The 20,577-nt window shown below is 73.4% G+C and carries 15 protein-coding genes; 11 read left to right on the forward strand and 4 right to left on the reverse strand.

The genetic code is table 11. From position 1 onward, the window contains the following. Positions 1-23: 23 nt before the first annotated feature. The 6 genes from AC4H2G_RS06460 (at position 24) to AC4H2G_RS06485 (ending at position 7,465) form a co-directional block, all read left to right on the forward strand. Positions 24-1,274 carry a branched-chain amino acid ABC transporter substrate-binding protein gene (locus tag AC4H2G_RS06460; protein ID WP_494364929.1) on the forward strand — a complete coding sequence of 417 codons (1,251 nt, stop codon included), beginning with the start codon at positions 24-26 and terminating at the stop codon, positions 1,272-1,274. Between the two features lie 115 nt (positions 1,275-1,389). Then, entirely contained in the window at positions 1,390-2,448 is a 1,059-nt protein-coding gene (locus AC4H2G_RS06465) for a branched-chain amino acid ABC transporter permease (protein ID WP_494364930.1), read from the forward strand. Continuing rightward, the gene (locus tag AC4H2G_RS06470; protein WP_494364931.1) at positions 2,445-3,836 is read left to right on the forward strand and encodes a branched-chain amino acid ABC transporter permease; all 1,392 of its coding nucleotides are present in this window, start codon (positions 2,445-2,447) and stop codon (positions 3,834-3,836) included. The genes AC4H2G_RS06465 and AC4H2G_RS06470 overlap by 4 nt, the downstream gene beginning before the upstream one ends. Then, positions 3,833-4,882: an ABC transporter ATP-binding protein gene (locus AC4H2G_RS06475; protein WP_494364932.1), complete on the forward strand. Its 1,050-nt coding sequence runs from the start codon at positions 3,833-3,835 to the stop codon at positions 4,880-4,882. The genes AC4H2G_RS06470 and AC4H2G_RS06475 overlap by 4 nt, the downstream gene beginning before the upstream one ends. Beyond that, positions 4,869-5,588, forward strand: coding sequence for an ABC transporter ATP-binding protein (locus AC4H2G_RS06480; protein ID WP_494364933.1), 720 nt, complete (start codon positions 4,869-4,871; stop codon positions 5,586-5,588). The genes AC4H2G_RS06475 and AC4H2G_RS06480 overlap by 14 nt, the downstream gene beginning before the upstream one ends. 38 nt (positions 5,589-5,626) lie before the next feature. After that, a complete protein-coding gene (locus AC4H2G_RS06485) occupies positions 5,627-7,465 on the forward strand; it encodes an outer membrane protein assembly factor BamB family protein (protein WP_494364934.1) in 1,839 nt (612 codons plus the stop codon). A gap of 10 nt (positions 7,466-7,475) precedes the next feature. On the opposite strand, the gene AC4H2G_RS06490 is transcribed toward AC4H2G_RS06485, so the two are convergent. The 3 genes from AC4H2G_RS06490 to AC4H2G_RS06500 all read right to left on the reverse strand — a co-directional run bounded on the left by AC4H2G_RS06490 (position 7,476) and on the right by AC4H2G_RS06500 (position 10,458). Next, positions 7,476-8,522, reverse strand: a complete 1,047-nt coding sequence (locus AC4H2G_RS06490) for a transglutaminase-like domain-containing protein (protein ID WP_494364935.1) — start codon at positions 8,520-8,522, stop codon at positions 7,476-7,478. Next, on the reverse strand, positions 8,519-9,394 hold the full coding sequence (locus AC4H2G_RS06495; RefSeq protein WP_494364936.1) for a MerR family transcriptional regulator: 876 nt from the start codon (positions 9,392-9,394) through the stop codon (positions 8,519-8,521). The genes AC4H2G_RS06490 and AC4H2G_RS06495 overlap by 4 nt, the downstream gene beginning before the upstream one ends. 104 nt (positions 9,395-9,498) lie before the next feature. Then, on the reverse strand, positions 9,499-10,458 hold the full coding sequence (locus AC4H2G_RS06500) for a GGDEF domain-containing protein (RefSeq protein ID WP_494364937.1): 960 nt from the start codon (positions 10,456-10,458) through the stop codon (positions 9,499-9,501). Between the two features lie 194 nt (positions 10,459-10,652). Here AC4H2G_RS06500 and AC4H2G_RS06505 point away from each other — a divergent pair, with 194 nt between their 5' ends. From AC4H2G_RS06505 to AC4H2G_RS06520, 4 genes are all read left to right on the forward strand, one after another. Then, the gene (locus AC4H2G_RS06505) at positions 10,653-13,022 is read left to right on the forward strand and encodes a S9 family peptidase (RefSeq protein WP_494364938.1); all 2,370 of its coding nucleotides are present in this window, start codon (positions 10,653-10,655) and stop codon (positions 13,020-13,022) included. Beyond that, the gene (locus tag AC4H2G_RS06510; protein WP_494364939.1) at positions 13,019-13,939 is read left to right on the forward strand and encodes a hypothetical protein; all 921 of its coding nucleotides are present in this window, start codon (positions 13,019-13,021) and stop codon (positions 13,937-13,939) included. Before AC4H2G_RS06505 ends, AC4H2G_RS06510 begins: the two co-directional genes overlap by 4 nt. 192 nt (positions 13,940-14,131) lie before the next feature. Further along, on the forward strand, positions 14,132-15,433 hold the full coding sequence (locus AC4H2G_RS06515) for an inorganic phosphate transporter (protein WP_494364940.1): 1,302 nt from the start codon (positions 14,132-14,134) through the stop codon (positions 15,431-15,433). Between the two features lie 11 nt (positions 15,434-15,444). Next, entirely contained in the window at positions 15,445-15,729 is a 285-nt protein-coding gene (locus tag AC4H2G_RS06520) for a hypothetical protein (RefSeq protein ID WP_494364941.1), read from the forward strand. A 61-nt stretch (positions 15,730-15,790) separates the two neighbouring features. Here AC4H2G_RS06520 and AC4H2G_RS06525 read toward each other — a convergent pair whose 3' ends face one another. Continuing rightward, positions 15,791-17,014, reverse strand: coding sequence for a glycoside hydrolase family 3 N-terminal domain-containing protein (locus AC4H2G_RS06525; protein ID WP_494364942.1), 1,224 nt, complete (start codon positions 17,012-17,014; stop codon positions 15,791-15,793). Between the two features lie 259 nt (positions 17,015-17,273). Between AC4H2G_RS06525 and AC4H2G_RS06530 the strand changes: the two genes are divergently transcribed. After that, positions 17,274-20,519 (forward strand): DUF5979 domain-containing protein, encoded by a 3,246-nt coding sequence (locus AC4H2G_RS06530; RefSeq protein WP_494364943.1) that lies wholly within the window; start codon positions 17,274-17,276, stop codon positions 20,517-20,519. Positions 20,520-20,577: the final 58 nt, after the last annotated feature.

Raw genomic sequence — 20,577 nt, forward strand, 5'->3', positions numbered from 1 at the left:
GGATCTGGACCACGGAGGTTGGCATGCATCGCACAGCACGACGGGCGAGCGGGGGTGCGGCTCTTCTTCTCGCCGCGACCCTCGTCCTGACCGCCTGCGGACCCCAGTCCCAGGGCGGCGACGACGAGACGACCGGCACCTCGACGGAGACCAGCGACGCGGACTCCGGGGAGCTCAGCATCGTCCCCTCCGTGCAGGTCGACATCGACGGCGCGGAGGTCGAGGCCGAGGAAGGTGGCGACGCGGTCGACCCGGCCGGCGACGGCAGCGCCGAGTGCGCCGAGGGCACCTCGATCGCGATGGCCGGTGCTCTCACGGGACCGAACGCCGCGCTCGGCCTCAACATCCTCTACGGCGCGCAGGTGGCCGTCGACGCCTTCAACGAGGCGAACCCGGGCTGCCAGGTCGAGATCAAGCAGTTCGACACCGAGGGCGACCCGCAGAAGGCGACGCAGGTCGCTCCGCAGATCGTCGGCGACGAGAGCGTCATCGGCCTCCTCGGCCCGGCCTTCTCGGGCGAGACGGCGGCGACGGGCGACGTCTTCAACCAGGCGGGCCTGCTCTCGCTCACGGCGTCGGCCACGAACCCCGACCTCACGGCCAACAACTGGACGAACTTCTTCCGCGGCCTCGCGAACGACGCCGTCCAGGGCCCGTCGGTCGCGAAGTACCTCGTCAACACGATGGAGTTCGCGAGCGTCTGCGTCGTCTCGGACAACTCCGACTACGGCATCGGCCTCGCCGAGCAGATCACGACCGGGCTCGGCGACGCGGCGAACCCGGACTGCGCGACCGAGGTCAAGGCCGGTGACAAGGACTTCTCGGCGTCCGTCCAGATCATCGCGGGCGCCGACGCGGACGCGATCTTCTACGCGGGCTACTACGCGGAGGCGGCACCGTTCGTGCAGGGCCTGCGCGACGGCGGCGTCGACATCCCGTTCGTCTCGGCGGACGGCACGAACGACCCGCAGTTCGTCGAGCAGGCGGGCGCCGCGTCCGAGGGCGCGATCCTCTCGTGCCCGTGCGGTCCCGCCCCCGAGGAGTTCGCGGCCACGTACGAGGAGTCGGCCGGACAGGCGCCGGGCGTCTACTCGGTCGAGGGCTACGACCTCGCCACGATCATGCTGACGGGCATCGCCTCGGGTGTCGCCGACCGCGCCGCGATGATCGACTACGTCGCCGACTACTCCGGTGACGGCCTCGCCCGCACCTACGAGTGGGACGACAAGGGCGAGCTCGCGTCCGCCCTGATCTGGATCTACGAGGTCCAGTAGTCCGACGACGACGGGCGCCTCGCCCCGCACCCCGCCACCCGCGGGGCCCAGGGGGCGGGGCGCCCCGTCGTGGACCACGACCTCGTACGATCCGAGCCAGAACTCAGGGAGCGTCATGCCCGCTCTTGCCGACGCGCTGCTCGCCAGCGCGACCGCCGGTCCACTCGTCCACCAGTCGCTCATCGACTTCGACCTCGCCGCCCTCGGCCGCAACTTCTGGGGCCTCACCATCGAGGGCCTCACCTATGGCGCGATCTACGCGCTCGTCGCCGTCGGCTACACGCTCGTCTACGGCGTGCTGCGGCTCATCAACTTCGCCCACTCCGAGGTCTTCATGCTCGGGATGTTCGGGCAGTACGCGACCCTCCTGCTCCTCGGCTTCTACCCGAGCGGCGACGCGTACGACAAGGGCATCGCGCTCACCGTGCTCTATCTCGGGATAGCGATGCTCGGCGGCATGCTCGTCGCCGGCGGCACGGCCGTGGGCCTCGAACGGGTGGCCTACCGACCGCTGCGCAAGCGCGGTGCGCCCTCGCTCGTCTTCCTCATCACGGCGATCGGCATGTCGTTCATCCTCCAGGAGTTCGTGCACTTCGTGCTGCCGAAGCTCACGGGGGGAACGCTCGGCGGCGTCAACGCCGAGCAGCCGATCCGCCTCGTGCAGCCGGAGGTGCAGTTCACGATCGGCGGCGCGTCCGTCACGAACATCACGATCGTGATCATCCTGTCGGCGCTCGTGCTCGCTCTCGCGACGGACATGTTCATCAACCGGACGAAGTTCGGGCGCGGGATCCGCGCCGTCGCGCAGGACCCGGTCACCGCAACCCTCATGGGCGTCTCGCGCGAGCGCGTCATCATGCTGACGTTCCTCATCGGCGGCATCCTCGCCGGTGCCGCGGCGCTGCTGTACACGCTGCGCGTCCCGAACGGGATCATCTACTCCGGCGGGTTCATCCTCGGCATCAAGGCGTTCTGCGCCGCGGTCCTGGGCGGCATCGGCAACCTGCGCGGCGCGCTGCTCGGCGGTCTGATCCTCGGCGTCATGGAGAACTACGGCCAGGTCGTGTTCGGCACGGAGTGGCGCGACGTCGTGGCCTTCGTGCTGCTGATCGTCGTCCTGATGTTCCGCCCCACGGGCATCCTCGGCGAGTCGTTGGGGAGGGCCCGCGCATGAGCACGTCGACACCAGCACCCCAGCCGGCCGGCGGCGCGCCGGTGCAGCTGCCGCCCGCCGGGCGCACCGCGACGAAGGACCGGCCGCACGGCGGGGTCGGCGACCGCCTCCGGCTCTGGTGGGACGCGCTCGCGCGGCCGACCCAGTGGTTGGTCGGCGTCCCGTTCCTCCTCTTCATCGCCCTCGTGCCGATCCTCGAGATCCCCGTGCTCACGACCGTGGGCACCAACTTCGGCGGCGTCATGGCGCAGTTCGGCATGATCGCGCTCATCGCGATCGGCCTGAACGTCGTCGTGGGGCAGGCCGGCCTGCTCGACCTCGGGTACGTCGGCTTCTACGCGATCGGCGCGTACACGGTCGCCATCCTCACGAGCCCGGACAGCCCGTGGAACCAGACGGACGAGTGGCTCGCGACCGAGTGGGCATGGCTCGCCGCGCTCCCGATCGCCGTCGCGATCACGGCGATCTCCGGACTGATCCTCGGGTCGCCGACGCTCCGGCTGCGCGGCGACTACCTCGCGATCGTCACGCTCGGGTTCGGCGAGATCGTGCGTCTCCTCGCCGACAACCTCGACGAGCTGACAGGTGGCGGCCAGGGCCTGCGCGGCGTGGCCTACCCGCGGCTCGGCGTCACGGAGGACCTGCCCAACGGCGTCTTCTCCGCGGGCAACGCGAGCGGCACGCTCAACTCGGGCGTGTGGTGGTACTGGGTGAGCCTCGTCTTCATCGTCATCTCGCTGCTGTTCGTCGGGAACCTCGAGCGGTCGCGCGTCGGCCGCGCCTGGGTCGCGATCCGCGAGGACGAGGACGCCGCGGAGATCATGGGTGTCCCCACGTTCCGCTTCAAGCTGTGGGCGTTCATCATCGGCGCGTCGATCGGCGGCGTCGCGGGTGCGCTCTACGCGGGCCAGGTGCAGTTCGTCATCCCGACGAACTTCAACGTCATCAACTCCGTGCTCTTCCTGTGCGCCGTCGTGCTCGGCGGCCAGGGCAACAAGCTCGGCGTCATCCTCGGTGCGTTCATCATCGTGTACCTGCCGAACTTCTTCCTCGGCCGGACCGAGCTCTTCGGCATCCCGATCGACGGCAACGAGATCGCGAGCTACCGGTACCTGTTCTTCGGGCTCGCCCTGGTCGTGCTCATGATCTTCCGACCGCAGGGGCTCATCCCGGTCCGGCAGAAGCTCCTCGCCTACGGGCGTGAGCTCTACGTCGCGGCCCGGCGGCTCGCCCGCGCGGACGCCGGGAACGGGTCCGACGGCGCAGCACGCCCGGGTGCCCCGGTACCCGCGACCGCGTCGGGCACCGGTGGCACCGGTGGCACCGGTGGCAGGGTGAGCGGCACGGCGAGCGGCACCGGAACCACGAGCGGGGAGGAGACCCGATGAGCACCCATGACCCGGGCGGCATCGGGGCCGGCGGCGAGCACGGCGACGAGCACCTCGCCGCGTCCGGCCGTGCCGACTCCACCCGTCCCGACACCTACATGCCGGGCGCGGTCCTGGAGGAGCCGGTCGTCGTCGGCGTCGAGGCCGTGCGCCCCGAGCTGGCGGACCCCGAGCTGGTCGACGCGATGGTCGCGCCGGACCGGGCCGTCCAGGCGAAGGTCGGCGAGCCGCTCCTGCAGATGGAGAACGTGACCGTCCAGTTCGGCGGTCTCGTCGCGCTCGACGACGTCACGTTCGACATCCGGCGCGGCGAGATCCTCGGCCTCATCGGCCCGAACGGCGCGGGCAAGACCACCGCGTTCAACGCGATGACCGGCGTGTACCGGCCCACCAAGGGGCAGGTCGTGTTCGACGGCGCGCCCCTCGGCGCGCTCAAGCGGTACCAGATCACTCAGCGCGGCATCGCCCGGACGTTCCAGAACATCCGGCTGTTCAACGAGATGACGGCGCTGGAGAACGTCGTGGTCGGCACGGACGCGCGGCACCGCACGTCCGTGCCGGGCGCGCTGTTCCGGCTCCCGCGGCACCGCCGCGAGGAGCGCGACGCGATCGACCGCGGCATGGCGCTGCTCGAGTTCGTCGGGGTGGGCGGCCGGGCGACGGAGAAGGCGCGCAACCTCTCCTACGGCGACCAGCGCCGTCTGGAGATCGCCCGCGCGCTCGCGACGGAACCCAAGCTGCTGTGCCTCGACGAGCCGGCGGCCGGCTTCAACCCGGCGGAGAAGGAGGCCCTCATGGACCTCATCCGCCACATCCGCGACGACGGGTACACGGTGCTGCTCATCGAGCACGACATGCGCCTCGTGCGCGGTGTCACGGACCGGATCGTCGTGCTCGAGTTCGGCCGGGTCATCGCGGACGGGACCCCGGACGAGGTGACGAACGACCCGAAGGTCATCGCCGCCTACCTGGGGGTCCCGGACGAGGAGCTGGTCGGGGACGCCGCCACCACGGACGAAGGGGGCAGCGGCGATGCCTCTGCTTGAGCTGCAGGACGTGACCGTCGCCTACGGGCGGATCGAGGCGGTCCGGGGGATCTCCATCACGGTGGAGGAGGGCGAGCTCGTCACGCTCATCGGCGCGAACGGCGCCGGGAAGACGACGACGATGCGCGCGATCTCGGGCATCCGTCCGCTCGCGCGCGGGCGGATCCTCTTCGACGGCAAGGACATCACGCGCATGAAGGCGCACCTGCGCGTGCTCGAGGGCATCGTGCAGGCGCCGGAGGGCCGGGGCATCTTCCCGGGCATGACGGTCATCGAGAACCTGGAGATGGGCGCGTACGCACGGACGTTCGCGTCCAAGGCGGAGCACGACGAGACCGTCGACCGGGTGTTCGAGCTGTTCCCGCGCCTCGCGGAGCGCAAGGACCAGGTGGGCGGAACCATGTCCGGCGGTGAGCAGCAGATGCTCGCCATCGGGCGCGCGCTCATGGCTCGCCCGCGCCTCCTGCTCCTCGACGAGCCGTCGATGGGCCTCGCGCCGATGATCATCCAGCAGATCTTCCGGATCGTCTCGGAGATCAACGCCCAGGGCACGACCGTGCTCCTCGTCGAGCAGAACGCGCAGCAGGCGCTCTCGCGGTCCGACCGCGCGTACGTCCTCGAGACGGGTGAGGTCGTGCGCACCGGTGGCGGCAAGGAGCTCCTCGCCGACTCGAGCATCAAGGAGGCGTACCTGGGCGTCGCGTGACGTCCCCGGGCCACCCCGAGCGCGCCTACGATCGTCTCGTGCCCCTGCGACGCCGCGCGGCCGCTGCCGACCGCCACACGTTCGAGCTCGTCGACGACGGGTTCGACGACGAGCCCGACCTCGACGGTCCGTCGCCCGTCACCGTCGGGTCGGCGGGCAGCGTCCACTGGGCGGGTGCCACCGGCCGCGGCGTCCCGGCGAACGACGGCGTCGACGCTGGCACGGTCCTCGACGGTCTCGGCGACGACAGCCCGGACGGTGACGGCCCGGGAGGCGACGGACCACGCGGACACGGACCGGACGGTGATGCCGCGCGGCCGGAGCCCAGATCACCCCGACGCCGCCGTGCGGTCGTGACCACTGCGGCGGCCGTCGTGCTCGTGCTCGGCGCGATGACGGCGGTCGACGCGGTCACGGAGCGCATGCAGACGGCGCGCCTCCGCGAGGCGCCCGGCGGCCTCGCGCCGATCGGCGACGCGCCGCGCGTCGCGTGGGAGCTCGACATCGAGCTCTTGGGCCAGCCGCTCGGTGTCATGCCGGGTGCGCTCACCGTGAACGACGGGAACGACGTCGTCGGGTACGACCTCGACACGGGCGACGAGGCCTGGCGGACGACGTTCGACGGACCGACGTCGTGCGGCACGCTCGCCCAGTGGTACTCCGCGCTCTCCGCGAACGTCGAGGAGTCGTCGACGTGCGTGCCGTCCGTCGACGTCTCGGTCTCCGTGGCGCGCCCGGCCCAGGACTGGGACCCGGTGCCGGTCGCGGTGCTCGCCGCCGACGGCACGATCACCGCCGACCGGGAGCTCGGTCCGCCCTCCGAGCCGGTCGACGGCGAGGGTTCCGGCGGCGAGGTCCGCTGGCTCCGCCCGTCCGCGGGCCCGGACGGCACGCTGCTCTGGGTCGGCCGGGTCGGTCCGGAGGCCGCGCAGCAGGGCGAGAAGGTGCCGGTCGACGAGTCCACCGGGTTCGTCGAGATCTCCGGCGACCCGCCCGACGTCGCGCTCGCGCTCCAGGACGTGACGAGCGGCGACCTCCGGTGGAGCACGGTCGTGCCCGCCAGGATGCGCGACGAGGGGTCGTACGAGTGCGCCCAGTGGGGTGCCTCGGAGGGCGGCGGCGACGAGATGGCGACCGTCGACCTCGACCAGGCCTGGGGCTTCGGCACCGACCGCGCGGTGCACGTGCAGGGCTGCGGCGTCACGGCGTCGTTCACCGCCGACGGCGTGCGCACCGACGACCCGGCCGTCGTCGGCGACGTCACCTTCGCGCACGGCGACGGCTACCTGCGCGACCCGTCCGGGGGCTCGGTGATGTACGGCGGCTCGGGCCTGTACGACGGGTCGGGAGATCCTCTGCGGTCGGCGCTGCTCGACGCCGACGGGTCGGTCGCCTGGGAGGCGCCGGGCCTGCTCGTCCCGCCGCTGGCGACCGACGGCCGGTCGGAGCTGCGGTTCGTGAAGACCGGTCTGACGATCGCCGCGTTCGACGCGTCGGGCGCCGAGCTGTGGGAGCCGGACACGGCGGGCATCCCCGAGCAGGTCCTCGTCGCGACGACCGACGCCGTCCTCGTGTCGGTGCGCGGCGCGCTCACGGTCCTCGACCCCGCGACGGGTCGCACCCGGTGGAGCGTCGAGCTGTCGGCGCTCGGCGGGTCGGGGTTCGCGTCCGGCTCGGTGATGCAGGCGTTCACCGACGGCCACACCGCGCTGCTCGTCATGAGCACTTCGGCGGGGGCAGCCTCGCTCGTCGCGGTCGACCTCGCCGACGGCCGGGTGCTGTGGACCGAGCGAGGCTTGCCCGACGCATGGTCGTATCTCAGCATCGACGGACGCCTCCTGTCCGTCGGAGAGCGGTCCGTCGCGCTGCTCCGCTGAGCGGGCATGGTCAGCGCCGCGCGGCGAGCGGGTCGGTCGCAGGGCCGGCGGTGACGTGCCAGACCGTCGTGCGGCGGGTCAGGTCCGTCGACCCGAAGCGCCCCGTCGGGGACCACGTGGCGACGACGGGGCCGGGGCGCACGCGGGCGTCGTCGTCGGCCCAGAGTGCCTCGAGCTCGAGCTCGGCCGTGGTGTCCCCGGCGTCGGCGCGCACGACGAGCCGCGCGACCTGGTCGGTGAGCGTGGCGTCCCGGGGGTCGACCGCGGAGCGGAAGAACCTCGTCGTGCCCCATGCGTCCCACAGGAGTAGCTCGGTCCGCATCCGGTGGGCGAGGTCACCGAGCACGTAGCGCTGGACGATCGTCGGACCACCGAGCTCCGGGAGATCGGGTCCGACGCCGTAGGTGGCGAGGTCCGTGCGGCCCTCCCGGTACGCGATCCACGCCTCCGCGGCGGTCTCGAAGGGCGCGCCCTCGCCCGTGGCGAGGTCGTGGACGTCGAACGCGGTCGAGCCGGTGGCCAGCTCGGGGTCGAACCGGACCCATCGCCCGGGCGACCCGGCGGGCGCGCCGGACGCCGCGCCGTCGGACACGGCGTCACCGAGCACTGCGCCGTCGGGCACCGCGTGACCGGGTACCGCGCCGTCGGGCACCCAGCGCTCCACGACGACGTGGTCGGTGCGGAATCCTTCGTGGAGGTACCCGGCGAACCCGAGGCGCGTGCGTGCGGGCACGCCGTGCTCGCGCAGGATCGCGACCGCGAGCAGCGAGTGGTCGCGGCAGCACCCGCCGACCTGCTGCGCAGGGTCGCGCGCGTCGGCGAGCGCACGGCCGGGAGCGCGCCCGGTCACGGTGTCGAGAATCGTCTCGACCCAGCGCCCGTCGATGTCGGCGAGCTGGTCGGGCGTCGGCGCGTTCGCCCCGGCCCGGTAGTGCACGACGGCGGCCGTCACCGCCGCGTGGAGGCTCGCCGGGTCCGTGGGGACGGCGGCGAGCTGGGTCGCGTGCGGGCCGGGGTCGGAGTACGGGCTGTGCGTGGCGTAGTCGGTGAGGTTCATGACGACACGGTGCGGCCTGCCCCTGGGGCAGGGTCAACGGGGACGACGACCTCGGCGACGACCGCGTCGTCGTCGACCGACCACGGCACCGGGTAGACCTCGCGCATCGGCCCGGCCGGGCCCCTGCGCTCCCGAGCCGCCGTGAGGACGGCGTCGCTGTAGGCGAGGATCTGCGGGAAGCGGCAGTCGACGGCCGGGACCGTGACCCAGAGCTCGGTGCGCTCGGGCTCGACGCGCAGCATGACGCGCTCCGACGGGTCGATCGTGCCGGCGTAGGGGACGCACGTCTCGATCCGGCCGGGCGCCGCCGGACCGGGCGGCTCGTGATAGACGACCCAGTGCTCCGCCCCCCATGTCGCGCCCTCCGCCTCGAGATGGGCACGGACGTCGAGCACGTCCGCGGTGAACCGCGGGACCAGGCCGCCCTGGTCCACGACCGCGGTGACCGTCGCGACCTTGCGCGCGGGGGAGCGGCGCGGGCGCACGGCGCCGGGTGGTCGCGCCGGTGCGGGCTCGGGCAGGGCGCCGAGCTGATGGGCGACGGCGTGGAGCGTGTCGCGGCGCGTCACGAGCTCGGCCTGGTGCGCGGCCCACCACGCGAGGAGGACGTCGCGCCCGCGGTCCGGGCCGGCGTCGAGCACGTCCCCGATCGTGGCGAGCGGCATGTCCAGACGACGCAGCAGCGCGATCGCGCGGCCCCGCGCGACCTGCGCGGGCGCGTACGCGCGGTACCCGGTGCGCGGGTCGACGCGCGCCGGGACGAGGAGCCCGTTCGCGTCGTAGAGGCGCAGCGCCTTCGGGGACAGGCCCGACGCGCGGGCCATCGCCCCGCTCGTCAGCTCGCCCGTCGCGGGACCTGGGTCCGTGTGCACGGCCCGAGCGTACGGCGCGCGTCGCTGCGCGAGATCGGTACCACGGCGCGAGATCGGCTCTTCCGAGGACCGATCTGGCGCTGAACGACCGAACTCGGGCCCGGTCAGGCCGACAGCAGTGTGCTGCGCACCAGCGCCAGCCGGTGCTCGGCCTCTCGGACCAGCTCGTCCGGGTCTGCCGCGCCGGCGACCGACCACACCGCGGCGGCGTCGACCGTCGGCCAGGCGGCCGCCGGGACGGGCCCCGACGGTCCGACGAGGCGCCCGAGCACGTCCTGCCGCAGCGCCTCGACCGACGCCGCCGCCTGGATGTCGTCCATCGCGGGCAGGGTGGCGAGGACGGCGAACCGGTCGCCGTCGACCCGGCCGGCCTCGCACCCTCCGGGCACCGCCGCGGCGAGCCGGGTGGCGACCTCGACCAGCACCGCGTCCCCGGCCTCCTGGCCGAACCGGGCGTTGATCGTGGTCATGCCCTGGACGTCGAGCAGCAGGAGCACGACGCGCGTCCCGCCGCGCGCGACGAGGCGGCAGCGCCGGGTGAGCGAGTGCCACGTGGCCCCGCGCGTGGACAGGCCCGTCAGCGCGTCGTGCGTCGACCGCTCGGCGAGCGTCCCGACGAGGGAGCGCATGAGGTCGGCCGTGCTCGCGCTGCGCCAGGTCGACCCGCCGACGAGGACGTCGTCGTACCGGTGCTCGCCGGGGCGCTCCATGGCGAGGGTCGCGACCTCGGAGATCGACGCGTCGGGGTGCACGGCGAGCGGCGCCCAGTCGGTGATGCTCTCGGTCGGTCGACGCTCCAGCACGGCGCGGCCGTACCCGAGGCGACCGGTGAGCGCCGCCGTGATCCCGGCACGGGTCACGATGCCGTAGCGCTCCCCGCCCGTGTCGTCCTGCACGACGACGCACGCGACGTCGGCGGGGCGGAAGATCACCTCGAGCTGCCCGACGGGCATCGACGAGCCGACGGTGAGCACGGGGCGCGCGAGCTCCGCGACGACCCCGACCCGGTGCGCGCGCGGGCGGACGGCGACGTTCTGGGCCAGCTCGGCGAGGGTGTCGTGCACACCCGAAGTGTCGCGGCGCCGCAACCCGGGGAGAAGGGGTCCGGGCGAGTGTTCCGGCACTGTTCAGCGCGGCGACACCGGCCGTTCGGCGGGGCGTCGCCGAGCCGCCGCCGAGCCGCCGCCGAGCCGCCGGCGGGACGCCGCCGGGGTGGGGCGTCGGTCCTCGGACGAGCGGTCCGCACTACCCTGGCCAGATGTCCGACGACGTGATCGCGCCCTCGTCCACCCCCTCCGCCCGACCTGACGTCCCGCCGGTCGCCGCACCCGTCGCGCCCCCGGCCGCCGCACCCGTCGCGCCCCGCCGCCCGACGTCGCGCACGCACCACGGCGAGACGACCACCGACGACTACGAGTGGCTGCGCGACAAGGAGTCGCCGGAGGTGGTCGCGCACCTCGAGGCCGAGAACGCGTGGACCGAGAGCCGGCTGGCCCACCTCGCGCCGCTGCGCGGGCGGATCTTCGAGGAGATCAAGGGACGCACTCTCGAGACGGACCTGTCCGTCCCGGTGCGGCAGGGCGACCACTGGTACTACGCGCGGACGGTCGAGGGGCACCAGTACCCCGTGCACGCGCGCGCCCTGATCGACGCCGGGGAGGGGATCGACGCCGACGGGTTCGGAGCTGCCTGGGTGCCGCCCGTCCTGGAGCCCGGGGTCCCGGTCCCGGGGGAGCAGGTGCTGCTCGACGACAACGTCGAGGCCGACGGGCACGACTTCTTCTCGCTCGGCTCGTTCGACGTGTCCGTCGACGGTCGCCTCCTCGCGTACGCGGTCGACGTCGTCGGCGACGAGCGCTACGAGCTGCGCATCCGGGACCTCACGACGGGGGAGGACCTGGCCGACGTCGTGCCGGGGACGTTCCCCGGCGCCGTCTTCTCCCCGGACGGCCGGTACGTGTTCTACCCGACCGTCGACGACGCGTGGCGACCGTGGCGCGTGTGGCGCCACGAGGTCGGGACACCGGCGAGCCAGGACGTCGTGGTCTTCGAGGAGCCGGACGAGCGGTACTGGGTGGGTGTGGGGGTGTCGCGCTCGCAGCGCTTCGTCCAGATCGAGCTGGGTTCGAAGATCACGTCCGAGACGTGGCTCGTCGACGCCGCCGACCCGGCGGGCGAGGCGCGCGTCGTCTGGCCGCGACGCGAGGGCGTCGAGTACACGGTCGAGCACGCCGTCGTGCCGAGCACGTGGTTGCCCGCCCTCGACCACGACCTGGAGGACGGGAAGGCGCTCGGAACGACCCTCAGGTCGGGTTCGGCGGAGGACGGGCGTCGTGACGTGCTGCTCGTCCTCCACAACGACGGCGCGGAGAACTTCGAGCTCGTCGCCACCGACGTGCCCGCGCCCGCCGGGCCGGACGGGGTGGCGACGCCGCTCGACCCGGCGGCCGCGGCCGTCGTCGTGCCGCACGACCCGGCGACACGGCTCGAGGGCGTCGACGCGTTCGCCGGGCACCTCGTGCTGTCCTACCGCCGCGACGCGCTCTCGCGGGTCGGCGTGATCGACCTCGCGGCGCCGCGCGAGCCGTGGCACGTGCACGAGGTGGAGCTCGACGAGCCGCTGTTCACCGCGGGTCTCGGGCCGAACCCCGAGTGGGACCAGCCGACGGTCCGCCTGTCCTCCACGAGCTTCGTCACCCCGGCGACGGTCTACGACCTGCGCGTCGCGACGGACGAGCTCACGGTCCTCAAGCGGCAGCCCGTGCTCGGCGGGTACGACCCTGCGGACTACGTGCAGCGCCGCGAGTGGGCCACCGCCGAGGACGGCACGCAGGTGCCGATCTCGCTGGTGTGGCGCCGCGACGCGCTCGGCCTGGACGCGACGGGGACCGGCGCGGAGCCGGCGCCGCTGCTGCTGTACGGCTACGGGTCGTACGAGATCAGCATCGACCCCGCGTTCTCGGTCTCGCGGCTGTCGCTGCTCGACCGGGGCGTCGTCTTCGCCGTCGCGCACGTGCGCGGCGGAGGCGAGCTGGGCCGGGCCTGGTACGACGACGGCAAGATGCTCGCGAAGACCCACACGTTCACCGACTTCGTCGCCGTGGCCCGTCACCTCGTCGAGACGGGCTGGACGAGCCCGCGGCGGATGGTCGCGCAGGGCGGCTCGGCGGGCGGGCTCCTCATGGGCGCCGTGACGAACCTCGCGCCTGAGCTGTTCGCCGGCGTCCTTGCCCAGGTGCCGTTCGTCGACGCGCTGACCTCGATCCTCGACCCGTCGCTCCCGCTGACGGTCGTCGAGTGGGACGAGTGGGGCGACCCGCTGCACGACCCGGAGGTGTACCGGTACATGCGCTCGTACTCGCCGTACGAGAACGTGCCCGACGACGCGTCGCACTTCCCGCGGATCCTCGCCGTCACGAGCCTCAACGACACGCGCGTGCTGTACGTCGAGCCCGCGAAGTGGGTCGCGCGGCTGCGCGCGGCCGGCGCCCCGGCGCTGCTGCGCATCGAGATGAACGCCGGCCACGGCGGGGTGTCCGGGCGGTACGACTCGTGGCGGGAGGTCGCGTACGAGGACGCGTGGGTGCTCGACGTGCTCGGGCGCGCGGGGGGTGACGGCTCGGCATGACCGAGGACGTCCGTCCGCTGGGCACCACCCGGCTGCTGCTGCGCCCGTTCGGCTACCTGACGATCGGCCTCGTCTGGACCGCGATCGCGCTCGTGCCGCTCGCGCTCTACCTGAGCCCGGCCGTGGTCGCGGTGTTCGCTCCGGTACAGCCGCTCGCCCAGATGCTCGAGCAGGATCCCGACCCCGTGATCGGCACGCTCGTCGTGTCCCCCGTCGCGATGGTGCTCGCAGGGCCCGTCTTCTGGTACCTCTCGTGCGCGACGTGGCCGCTCGCCGCGCTGTCCTTCGTGTATGCGGGACGGTCGCTGCGGCCGTCGTACCGGGCAGAGCTTCTGTCGTTCACGGGCTACGCCGCGGCGGGCACGACGCTCGGCCCACCCACGTCCGGGAGCGTCGCGCTGTCGCTGCAGCCCGTGCGGGTGTCACGGCTCACGACCACGCTCATGCGGTTCTACGCCTGCGGGTGGCAGCCGCTGTTCCGGGAGTTCGGTCCGGCGTTCCCGGCCGGTGTCGGCTGGGCGGTGCTGAGCGTCGCGATCCTGCCGCTCCTGCCCACCGCTTCGCGCGTCGTGCTCGCGGTCGTGGCGCTCGCGCTCTACGCGTGGTCGGTGGTGCTGCTGCGGCGCCGATGGGTCTGGCGGTTCCACCGCGAACGGGCGCGCGCGGGACGTCGCGAGCGCGTGGTCGCGCAGGTCGACGGCGCGTCGGGGGCGGTGTTCGTCGACGGCCCGCGCGTCGTGCGGTCGAGCCCGCAGTCTGCGGCGCACCGCGAGCGCGTCGAGGCGGAGCGTGCGGCGGCCCGGCAGGAGACCGAGCCGCTCACGGCACTGACGAGCGACGCGATCGGCGAGCGGCGCGAGCGCGCCCTGCGGGCTCGTGAGCAGAGGCTGCGCGAGCAGGGGCGCGCGGACCGGTAGCCCGACGAGCGGCGCCATGACCGGTGCGATGGCAGGGGAGGTGTCCCCAGGCCGCGGCGCACGACCGGCGGTCCTGCTCGGCACCTCTCGCGGGGCCGTTCGAACAGGGCTTCGAACGCTGGGTGAACTGTCGATGAACAGTGGTCGAAGAATCCACAGGATGGTCGAGAGCGCTCCCGGGGCGACCCCACCATGGAGTACGTGACCGAGACGCTCCTGCTGGTGCTCGTCGTCGTGACCGCACTCGCCTTCGACTTCACGAACGGCTTCCACGACACGGGCAACGCGATGGCCACCTCCATCGCCACACGCGCCCTCAAGCCCAAGACCGCCGTCGCGCTGTCGGCCGTCCTCAACCTCGTCGGCGCGTTCTTGTCGCTCGCCGTCGCCGCGACGATCGCCAAGGGCCTGGTCGACGCGAACGTCATCACGCTCGAGGTGGTGCTCGCCGGCCTGGTGGGCGGCATCACCTGGAACCTGTTGACCTGGCTCCTCGGCCTGCCGTCCAGCTCGTCGCACGCCCTCATCGGCGGCGTCGTCGGGTCGGTGCTCGCGGCCGTCGGGACGTCGGGCGTCATCTGGACCGGCGTCGCCGCGAAGGTGCTGATCCCCGCGCTGCTCGCGCCTCTCGTCGCGATCGGCGTCGCGAGCGTCGGCACGTGGCTCGTCGCCCGCCTCACGCGCGACGTGCCCGAGGACACGAGCAACCGCGCGTTCCGCTGGGGCCAGGTCGGCTCCGCGTCGCTCGTCTCGCTCGCGCACGGCACCAACGACGCGCAGAAGTCGATGGGCATCATCCTGCTCGCGCTCATCGCGGGCGGTGCGGTCCCGGCCGACTCGGGCGTCCCGTTCTGGGTCATCCTGTCCTGCGCGCTCTTCATGGCGCTCGGGACCTACCTCGGCGGGTGGCGCATCATCCGCACGCTCGGCAAGGGCCTCGTCGAGATCGACTCGCGCCAGGGCATGGCCGCGGAGACGTCGTCCGCCGCGGTCATCCTCATGTCCGGCTTCTTCGGCTTCTCGCTCTCGACGACGCACGTCGCGACCGGCTCGATCCTCGGGTCCGGCGTCGGCATGCCGGGCGCGAAGGTTCGCTGGGGCCTCGCGGGCCGCATGCTCGCCGCGTGGGGGCTCACGCTCCCCGCCGCGGGTGTCGTCGGCGCGGTGTGCTACTGGATCCAGGCGGGGATCGGCGGCGTGCTCGGCACCGCGGTCGTGTTCGGCATCCTCGTCGCGACGGCCGTCGCGATCTGGGTCGCGTCGCGCCGCAAGCCGGTCGACCACCACAACGTCAACGACGACTGGGAGGGCGCTGAGCCCGTCGCGGCCGAGCCCGTCGAGCCCGTGCTGGCCGACGTCGCCGCGACCCCGGCCGTCGTGGCCACCGACGCCCCGGTCCCGTCGTCCACCGACGCCCCGGTCCCGTCGTCCACCGACGCCCCGGTCCCGTCGCCCACCGAGCCGCAGGGCGCGCGCCAGCGCGCCGGCGTCTGAGAGGAACCCTCGTGTCCGAGTTCATCGAGATCGACTCGCTGCTCAAGGTCGTCGTCGCCGGCCTGGTCATCGGCGCGGGGCTGCCCGCCCTGTTCGCGCTCGGCGTGCGGCTCGCCGCCGGGCGGACCACCCCGGCCGCCGTGGACGCCGAGGGCGTGCACATGACGCCGTCGGGCGAGGTCGTGACGGTCCAGCACCCGTCGATCGTGCGCATCGTCGCGGCGGGGGTGTGCTTCCTCGTCGTCGTGCTCGCCATCGCCGGCGGGATCGTCTTCCTCGCCAACGGCGGGCACTGAAGGTCCCGGCCCGCGAGACGTGAGAATCCGCCCCTGATCCGAGCAGATCAGGGGCGGATTCTCACGTCTCGGGCGATGCCAGCCGCGCTTTGGCGGCGAGGACGCGCTCGACGGCCGCGTCGACCTGGGCCGCGAACGCCGGGTCGCCCGACGCACGCTCCACGAGCGCGTCGGCCATCTCTGCCACGACCGACGGGTCCGCCGACGCGAGGACCATGTCTCCGCCCGCCTCGATCGTCAGGACGGCGCGCTCGGCCGGCGACCAGGCCTGCACCTGCGCCGCCGCCGAGACGTCGTCCGTGATGACGACGCCGTCGAAGCCGAGGTCGCCGCGCAGCATCCCGTCGACCACGACGGGCGAGAACGCTGCCGGACGGTCGGGGTCGATCTGCGTGTAGACGGCGGTCGACGTCATGACGAACGCCGCGCCGGCGTCGATGCCCGACGCGAAGACCGCGACGGACGGGTCGTCGCGCGTCGTGACGTCGTCGGTCACGCCCGCGTCCGTGTCGGTGTTGGCGGTGACGCGCCCGAGGCCCGGGAAGTGCTTGATCGTCACGTCGACGCCCGCGGCCTCCATGCCGGCGCTGAACGCGTTCGCGTGCGACGTGACCGAGTCGGGGGTGAACCCGTAGGCCCGGTCGTAGTACCCGACCGGCGGGTTCTGCGCCGCGGACTCCTCGGGCACGAGATCCATGACGGGGGCGAGGTTGAGGTTGACCCCGGCGGCGGCGAGCTCCGACCCCCACGTCGTCGCCTGGTCCTGGAGCGCGGTCGGCCCGAGGCGCGCCTGGTCGAGCGCCGTCGGGATCTCCGAGAACCCGGCCCCGCGCAGCACCTGCACGTACCCGCCCTCCTGGTCCGTCGCCACGAACAGCGGCGTGCCCTGCGTGGTCTCCGCCGACACGAGCGCGGTGAAGCCGGCGACGAGGTCCGCCGCCGCAGCCGTCCCGCCCTGCGACCGGCCCGCGAGGAACACGTTCCCGACGTGACGCCGGGCGACGGCGTCGTAGCTCTCCTGCTGCGGCGAGCGCACGTCGACCCCGACCATGACGAGCTGGCCCACCTTCTGCTCGAGCGTCCAGCCGGCGAGCGGGTCCGGGGCGGGCGTCGTGGGGGTGGGCGGGGTGCCCGACGGCGCGGGCTCGCCCGTGCTCGTGACGCCGGGCGTCGGGGGCGACGCGCCGGTGCCCGGCCGCAGCACGTACCAGACCACGGCGGCGATCGCGGCCGCCGTCGCGACGACGGCCACGACGACCCAGACGGTTCGGGCCCTGCTCGACACCCCACCACCTCCGCCTGCCACGGTATCCGGACGCCGTCGCATCCGGACGCCGTCGCATCCGGACGCCGTCGCGCGCCGCGCATGCCGGGGTCCCGGACCGAGGTCACGATCGCGGCACGACCGGCGGTCGGTGCCTGGCCCGACGGGCAGCCCCTGCCGGATCGCGCCATGATGCGATCGGGGTCGTCCCCACGGGCGAGGAGACCAGCCGGGTCGTGGGGAGGAGCCCCGACCGACCGGACGATCCCTGGAGCTGGGCATGACCCGACGACCCACCGCCCGTACCGCAGTACCCGGCCGTGTCCACCGACTCGCGGCCGCCGTGCTCGCTGCGGTGCTGGCGCTCGTCGGGGCGGTCGTCGTCGTGACCGGTCCGCAGGCGCGGCCGGCGTCGGCGGCCATCGGGTTCTGCCCCGACGGCGACTTCCCCGACATCGGCCCGATCCCGCCCTTGTTCACCGACCGGAACGTCACCGTCTACGCCGGCGGGGACTACCACGCGACGGCCAGCGCCGCGGAGTCGGAAGGGCTGCTCGTCGTCGCCGGGGACGCGCTGATCGACCACCAGGGGAACTTCAGCGTCGGCACGGTCGGGGCGGGTTCGCAGATCACGCCCCCCGACGGCGCGGTCATGCTCGCGGTCGGCGGCGGTCTCGAGATCGCCGACGGCGCCAGCGTCACGGTGGGATCCACCCTGCCGAGCGGCGGCGCGGTGAACGTGGGCGAGACCGTGACGGGCGGCGGGACGCTGTCCACCGCGGGGACCACCCCCGGAGCCGACGCCCCGGTCACGGAGGACATGGGGGCCGCCGCGATCGAGGAGTGGGCCGACTTCGGGACGACGATGGCCGACGCGTCCGCCGAGATCGCCGGCTGGGCGGCGGTACCGGGCGTCGTCGCCGGGAACCGGGTCACGTTCACGGGTGCCGGGACGGCCGACCCGCAGGTGTTCACGATCGACGCGGCGGAGCTCTCCGACGTGGATGAGGTCGTCCTCGCGGGGATCCCCGACGGGGCGGCCATCGCGATCGACGTCGTCGGCGACGGTCCGGTCGACTTCACGCCGAACTACTGGGAGGGCAACGGCACGCCCTTCATCAACGGGCTCGCGACGCCGGGCTTCGGCGGCTGGGCCGCGCGCATCCTGTGGAACTTCGAGACGGTCACCGACCTCTCGCTCGGCACCGCCGACCAGTTCCTCGGCACGATCCTCGCGCCCGTCGCGGACGCGACGATCGCGACGAGCACCAACGGGCGTGTGCTCGTGGGAGGGGACCTCACGTTCGGCGACCCCGACGTCCAGGGCGGGCTCGAGATGCACAGCTACCCGTGGATCGGGCCCGGGCCGTTCGACTGCGTCCCGTCGTCGAGCTTCGGCGTGCAGAAGACGGTGACGGGCGAGGCGTCGGCGGACGTCCCGGCGGACACGACGTTCGACGTCGACTACGCGTACGAGGAGCCGGACGGCACGACGGGGTCCGGCACCCTGACCGTCCCGATCAGCGGCGCGCTCGTCTACGGGCCGGACCTGCCGGTGGGCACCGTCGTCACCGTGAGCGAGCCGGAGCTCCCCGACGTGCCCGGCGTCGAGTGGGGCACGCCGGTGATCCAGGTGGACGGCCAGCCGCTGGGCGACCCGGCACAGTTCACGATCGAGGAGGACCGGACCTTCACGGTCACGGTCGTGAACACCGCGAACGCCGGCGGCGAGGGCGCCGTCGGCGGGTTCACGGTCCAGAAGGTCGTGACCGGCGACGCGGCGGGCGCCGTCCCGGACGACGCGGTCTTCCTCGTCGACTGGGAGGCCACGATCCCCGACGGCGCGACGTACGACGGCGAGACGTCGGGCACGCTCGAGGTGCTCGCCGACGGGACGGTCGCGGACGGCCCGACCGACCTGCCGGTGGGTACGACGGTGATGTTCATCGAGCAGGCGCCGCCCGAGATCGACGGTGTCGTGTGGGGCACGCCGACGTTCGACCCGGCGTCACCGATCACGATCGTCGAGGGCGCGACCGGTGTCGAGGTGACGCTCACGAACGAGGCGAACGCCCCGGCGGAGATCGGCGGGTTCGCGGTGCAGAAGGCCGTCGACGGCGACGCGTCCGGCGCGGTGCCGCCCGGCACGACGTTCGTGGTCGCCTGGACCGCCGACCTCCCGGACGGGGCCGCCTACGACGGGCCTACCGAGGGGACGGTGACGATCCTTGCGGACGGGACGGTGGCGGACGGGCCGCAGGACCTGCCGGCCGGCACGGTGGTGACGTTCGTCGAGCAGCAGATGCCGTCCGTCCCCGGTGTCGACTGGGGCACGCCGACCGTCTCGCCCGCCACCGTGACGATCGGCGCGGGCGACGAGGTCGCGGGCGTCGTCGTGACGAACGAGGCGACCGCCCAGGTGGGCGGCTTCTCGCTCGCCAAGTCCGTCGAGGGCGGCGTGGCGGGCGTGGTCCCGCCCGGCACCGAGTTCCAGGTCGAGTGGACGGCGACCGTGCCTGACGGCTTCGCCTACGACGGGGACGTGACGGGGACGGTGCCGCTCCTCGCGGACGGGACGGTCGTCGACGGGCCGCAGGACCTGCCGGCGGGCACCGTCGTGACGTTCACGGAGGTCGACCTGCCCGACGTCGACGGCGTGGTGTGGGGTGCGCCGACCTTCTCCCCGGAGTCGGTGACGGTCGGCGCGGACGAGAGCACGCTGGTCACGCTGACGAACACGACCCAGGACGTCGCGGCGGGCGGGTTCTCCGTCGCGAAGGAGGTGGCCGGCGACCGCGCAGACCTCGTGCCCACCGACACGGTGTTCACCGTCGCGTACTCCTATGCGCTCGAGGGCGTCCTCGTCGGCGGGTACCTCGACGTCCCGGCGGACGGGACCGTCGTCGACGGGCCGCAGAACCTGCCCGTCGAGACGGTCGTCACGTACACCGAGGCCGACCTGCCGCCGATCCCCGGCGTCACGTGGGGCACGCCGGCGTTCAGCCCGCAGTCCGTGACGGTCGGCGAGGGCGAGAGCACGCTCGTCACGGCGACCAACACCGCGAACCAGGAGGTCGGCGGGTTCTCCGTGGTGAAGGCGGTCGACGGCGACGCGGCCGACGCCGTCCCCCCGAGCACCGTGCTCACCGTCGCCTACGCGTTCGAGATCGGCGACGAGACGGTCGTCGGCGAGCTGACGGTCCGGGCGGACGGCGAGGTCGTCGACGGCCCGCAGGGCCTGCCGGTCGGCACGGTCGTCCGCCTGAGCGAGATCGACCTCCCGGTCGTAGACGGCGTCGCGTGGGGGACGCCCACGTTCACCGTCGACGGCGAACCGGTCACCACGGTGACCGTCGGCGGCGGGGACCCCGTGGTCGTCACGGTCACCAACACCGCGACGGACGACACCGACCCGCTCGCCACCACCGGCGACGACAGCGTGCTCGCGACAGCCCTGGCGCTGCTGTTCGTCGGGACGGGGGCGGGCATCCTCGCCGTCCGATCCCACCGCCGCCGCGAGGCCTGACGCGCGGACGTCGTCGGGCCGGTCCCCGGGGAGGTGACCGGCCCGACGTCGTGCGGGA

Source organism: Cellulosimicrobium sp. BMG9.23, from assembly GCF_059159985.1.

Excerpts from the sequence above, each read along its gene's own strand:
- AC4H2G_RS06475 (WP_494364932.1), top strand. The coding sequence starts at position 3,833 with ATGAGCACCCATGACCCGGGCGGCATCGGGGCCGGCGGCGAGCACGGC.
- AC4H2G_RS06515 (WP_494364940.1), top strand. The coding sequence starts at position 14,132 with ATGGAGTACGTGACCGAGACGCTCCTGCTGGTGCTCGTCGTCGTGACC.
- AC4H2G_RS06530 (WP_494364943.1), top strand. The coding sequence starts at position 17,274 with ATGACCCGACGACCCACCGCCCGTACCGCAGTACCCGGCCGTGTCCAC.
- AC4H2G_RS06465 (WP_494364930.1), top strand. The coding sequence starts at position 1,390 with ATGCCCGCTCTTGCCGACGCGCTGCTCGCCAGCGCGACCGCCGGTCCA.
- AC4H2G_RS06490 (WP_494364935.1), bottom strand. The coding sequence starts at position 8,522 with ATGAACCTCACCGACTACGCCACGCACAGCCCGTACTCCGACCCCGGC.
- AC4H2G_RS06480 (WP_494364933.1), top strand. The coding sequence starts at position 4,869 with ATGCCTCTGCTTGAGCTGCAGGACGTGACCGTCGCCTACGGGCGGATC.
- AC4H2G_RS06470 (WP_494364931.1), top strand. The coding sequence starts at position 2,445 with ATGAGCACGTCGACACCAGCACCCCAGCCGGCCGGCGGCGCGCCGGTG.
- AC4H2G_RS06510 (WP_494364939.1), top strand. The coding sequence starts at position 13,019 with ATGACCGAGGACGTCCGTCCGCTGGGCACCACCCGGCTGCTGCTGCGC.
- AC4H2G_RS06460 (WP_494364929.1), top strand. The coding sequence starts at position 24 with ATGCATCGCACAGCACGACGGGCGAGCGGGGGTGCGGCTCTTCTTCTC.
- AC4H2G_RS06505 (WP_494364938.1), top strand. The coding sequence starts at position 10,653 with ATGTCCGACGACGTGATCGCGCCCTCGTCCACCCCCTCCGCCCGACCT.